The following is a 4,354-nucleotide window of genomic DNA, read 5'->3' as shown; positions in this document are numbered from 1 at the left end:
TCTTGATGATCAGGGATATGCGAAGCGTTGGGTCGAAGGCTATTTGGCCCGTCGGCCGATGGGGAGGGAGAGACTCAAGTTTGAGTTGTGTGCGAAAGGGTTGCCCGAGGCATTGGTATCTTGCGTTATTCAGGAAGCGTTTGACGCCGTTGATGAGGAATCGCTGGCGCGAAGGGTGCTTCGGGAGAGGAGCCGGAACCGGCGCCGGCTTCTTCCGAGGCAGGTGGAAACGCTCCTACGTCAGCGGGGTTTCGGTGAGGAGACCATTGAGCGTATTATTAAGCGGTCTTACTCAGAGCAAGGGATGTGATTCATGACGAAGAGTGCGCAGGATATCAGGCAGTCCTTCATCACCTATTTTGAACAACAAGGCCATCAGTCCGTGCCGAGTTCGCCGTTGATCCCGCAGGCCGATCCCACGCTCTTGTTTACCAATGCCGGGATGAACCAATTCAAGCGTGTGTTTCTCGGAGAGGAGACCCGTGCCTACAAGCGCGCGGTTTCTGTTCAGAAATGTCTTCGCGCTGGCGGCAAGCACAATGATCTGGAGAACGTTGGATACACGAGGCGACATCATACTTTCTTTGAGATGCTGGGCAATTTTTCGTTCGGGGACTATTTCAAGCAGGAGGCGATTCTCTTTGGCTGGGAGTTTCTGACGAAGACAATAGGGTTGGATGCTTCCCGTCTCTGGGTGACCGTCTTTCGTGAAGACGAAGAGGCCGAGCGGTTCTGGAAGAAAATCGGGGTGGCGCCGGCCCGCATTGTTCGCTGCAGCGAGAAGGATAATTTTTGGCAGATGGCGGATACCGGGCCCTGCGGACCCTGTTCGGAGATCCATTTCGATCAGGGTCAGGCTGTTCCAGGCGATGACCGTCCGAACGGCGAAGGCGACCGGGTAATCGAAATCTGGAATCTCGTGTTTATGCAGTTCAACCGAGATGCCGCAGGGACGCTTCATCCTTTGCCGAAACCGAGCATCGATACGGGCATGGGGCTTGAGCGATTAGCGGCGGTCGCCCAGGGCGTCTACAGCAATTACGATAGCGATCTCTTTACTCCGTTACTGTCCGCGATAGCGAAGCGCGCCGGCACCGTGTATGGCCGCAAGGACGAGGCGGATCGTTCGATGCGGGTGGTGGCGGACCACTTGCGCGCTATTACGTTCCTGATGACCGACGGTATTCTTCCGTCGAATGAGGGTCGGGGTTACGTGCTGCGCAGGATTCTCCGTCGCGCTGCCAGGCATGGACGGTTACTCGGCGTCGTCGAACCCTTCCTTCACGAATTGACCGCGACCGTGATCGACCAGATGGGGCATGCCTATTCTGAGCTTCGCAGCGCTGCCGGCACGGTGGCCGAGGCAACAAGGGGAGAAGAGGAGCGATTCATTGCGACGCTCGATCAGGGCCTGCCGATCTTGAACGATATGATCGCTAAGACTCGCTCGGCCGGGCGGAATGTGTTGCCGGGTCCCGACGTGTTCAAACTCTACGATACCTACGGTTTTCCGATGGACCTGATCACGGAAGCCTGCAGGGAGGAGGGCATGACCGTCGACGAGCAGGGTTTTGATGCGGCGATAGAAGAGCAGAGGAATCGGGCGCGCAAGACCGGTGGATTCGAGCAGGAGACGACCAGGCCGGTCGTCGCCGAGCTGGCGGGACAGTTCGGCGCGACTCAGTTCGTCGGATATGATCACCTGGAGTCGGACAGCATTCTGCAGGCCATCCTCAAAGGCGATCGCATCGTGAAAGAAGCAGTTGAGGGTGACGAGGTTGAAGTCGCTCTGGATCTCACACCGTTTTATGCCGAAGGCGGTGGACAAGTCGGTGATCAAGGTCTTTTGGTCGGACAGGAAGGGCGGGTTGAAGTAAAGGAAACGACGAGACCGGTGCCGACACTGATCCTTCACAAAGGGAAGGTGACGAAGGGACGCATCCGCACGGGCGAACAGCTTCATATGACGGTGAACGGGACAACACGGCGGGATGCGGCCAGAAACCACACGGCAACGCACCTCGTACATGCGGCACTCCGGGACCTGCTGGGGCCTCATGTGAAACAATACGGCTCGCTTGTCGGTCCGAACCGGCTTCGGTTCGACTTCGCGCATTTTAGGCCGCTCTCCTCTCGCGATATCGACGAGATCGAATCAATGGTGAACGGGGAGATTCGAAAGAATGAGAAGGTACAAACCGAGGTGATGAGCATTCAAGACGCCGTCGCCAATGGCGCGCTGGCGTTCTTCGGCGATAAGTATGGTGAGCAGGTCAGGGTGGTGACCGTCGAATCGTTCAGCAAGGAGTTGTGCGGTGGAACACACTGCCGCCATACGGGAGAAATCGGATTGTTCCGGATCGTGTCGGAAACCGGTGTGGCTGCCGGTGTCAGACGGATCGAGGCGCAGACGGGACGCGGTGCCATCGCTATCGTCAAGAGGCTTGAGGCGGAAGTCCGGGAGCTTTCGGATCTCTTGAAAGCGGGGCCGTCCGAACTCGTAACCAAGACACGGAAAATTCTGACACAGCTCAAAGACAAGGAACGCGAACTCGAGGAGTTGAAACTTAAGATGGCCACCGGATCGGCGGTGGCCTCGACGGCCAAAACGATTGCAGGCGTGCCGGTTCATGTCCAGCGGACCGATGGCTTGGATATGAACGGGATGCGTGCTTTGGCCGACCAGTTGCGGGATAAGTTGAAGAGCGGTATCGTAGCCCTTGGCGCAGCGAGCGAGGAGGGAAAAGTTTCTCTCCTTGTCGTCGTAACCAAGGATTTGTCCGCAAAGATCAAGGCTGGTGAGTTGATTAAGGTGATGGCGGCCGAGGTGGGTGGAACCGGGGGAGGGCGTCCAGAAATGGCTCAAGCGGGTGGAAAGGACCCCTCAAAATTGGATTCTTCGTTGGAAAAAGTCTTTGGCTTGGTAGAAGCTGCGCTTCAGCGGTAGGATGTTATGGCTGGATCGCGTATACTGGCGTTGGATTATGGATCGAAACGTGTCGGTGTAGCCCTCAGTGACGAACTCGGCTGGACTGCTCAACCCCTGGAGACTTTCGAGCGTCGGACGCTGGAACGCGACGTAACCTACATTGCCTCGTTGGTTGCCGCGCACGAAGTCAAGCAGGTGGTCCTCGGGTTTCCGCTGCAATTGGACGGACGGGAAGGACCCGCAATTCAGGCTATGCGTGAGTTTGCGGCCCATTTGGAACGGGGTTTGCCGGTTCCCATCGTCCTTTGGGACGAACGGATGACTACAAAGGCTGCTGAGGATTTGTTGATTGCAGCCGACGTGAGCCGCAAGAAGCGAAAGGGAGCGGTTGATCGTGTAGCGGCTGCGATACTGCTTCAGAGTTACCTGGCGAGTCTTGAATCGACCGGGACCGCCGTAAAAGAACAGGAACTGCAACAAGACGAAGCGTTGGTAGATTCGTTACATGACGTTGAGGAGCATACTCGTCCTTCTTCTCGCCGCGGCCGTCGCCATCGTTCTGGCCGCTTTTCAGATCCTTCAATGGGCTAAGGCTCCCGTTGCACCGACGGAGCAGCCTCTTCCTTCAAAAGTCGTGTTTGTTCCGGAGGGAGCAACTTTCCAGCAGGTGGCGGCTCTGCTTGAACGAGAACAGCTGATCAGGAGCCGGTCGGCCTTTATGCTATTAGGCCGCTCGCAAGCGGCGGACCGCAAAATCCAGGCCGGCGAGTATGAGCTAAATCCCGCTATGGCTCCCGCCGATATCCTCGCCAAGCTCATGAGCGGCCAGGTTGTACTTCATCCTGTCACCATTCCGGAAGGGGTGGCGATGGTGCAAATTGCCGAGATATTGGATCAACGGGGAGTAGGGGATCGACAGGAACTCATGCGTCTGATGAGAGATCGGAACTTCGTCGCATCGTTAGGCATCAAGGCAGACACGTTGGAAGGGTATCTCTATCCGGACACGTACAAGTTCCCGCGTACCGCCAAGGCCAGGGATGTGGTAACGGCGATGGTTGAGCGGTTGCGCCAAGTCTACGGACCCGAATTGCAGGAACGAGCGAAACATCTCAAAATGACGCAGCATGAAGTGCTTACGCTGGCGTCAGTGATCGAGAAGGAGACGGGGGTCAGCGAAGAGCGGGAAGAGATTTCTGCAGTGTTTCATAACCGGTTGAAGAAAGGTATTCCTCTGCAGAGTGATCCGACGGTGATCTATGGATTGCCGGATTTTGACGGGAACATCAGGAAAAAAGACCTATCGAGCCGAAGTCCATACAACACATATCGGATAGCAGGGCTACCACCTGGACCGATCGCAAGTCCCGGCATCGAGTCGATCCGCGCGGCGCTTTATCCCTCGAATTCCCGCGCGCTCTACTT

At 56.7% G+C, this 4,354-nt stretch carries 4 protein-coding genes; all 4 read left to right on the top strand.

The features are described from left to right. The coding region (locus ACWVCN_RS12705) for a RecX family transcriptional regulator (protein ID WP_455246176.1) at positions 1-310 on the top strand (310 nt) is incomplete at its 5' end. 3 nt (positions 311-313) lie between these two features. Then, a complete protein-coding gene (gene alaS, locus ACWVCN_RS12700) occupies positions 314-2,947 on the top strand; it encodes an alanine--tRNA ligase (protein ID WP_455246174.1) in 2,634 nt (877 codons plus the stop codon). Positions 2,948-2,953: 6 nt separating this feature from the next. Then, on the top strand, positions 2,954-3,520 hold the full coding sequence (gene ruvX / locus ACWVCN_RS12695) for a Holliday junction resolvase RuvX (RefSeq protein WP_455246173.1): 567 nt from the start codon (positions 2,954-2,956) through the stop codon (positions 3,518-3,520). Further along, positions 3,435-4,354, top strand: a 920-nt coding sequence (gene mltG, locus ACWVCN_RS12690; protein WP_455246172.1) for an endolytic transglycosylase MltG, incomplete at its 3' end; no start/stop codon positions are given. The genes ruvX and mltG, both read left to right, overlap by 86 nt.

The sequence above is a fragment of the Petrachloros mirabilis genome (genome assembly GCF_975968855.1).
The sequence above is the reverse complement of the archived record's forward strand: the minus strand, read 5'-3'. Positions and strand labels throughout refer to the sequence as shown.

Coding starts and splice junctions, on each gene's coding strand:
- alaS (WP_455246174.1), top strand. CDS start 314: ATGACGAAGAGTGCGCAGGATATCAGGCAGTCCTTCATCACCTATTTT.
- ruvX (WP_455246173.1), top strand. CDS start 2,954: ATGGCTGGATCGCGTATACTGGCGTTGGATTATGGATCGAAACGTGTC.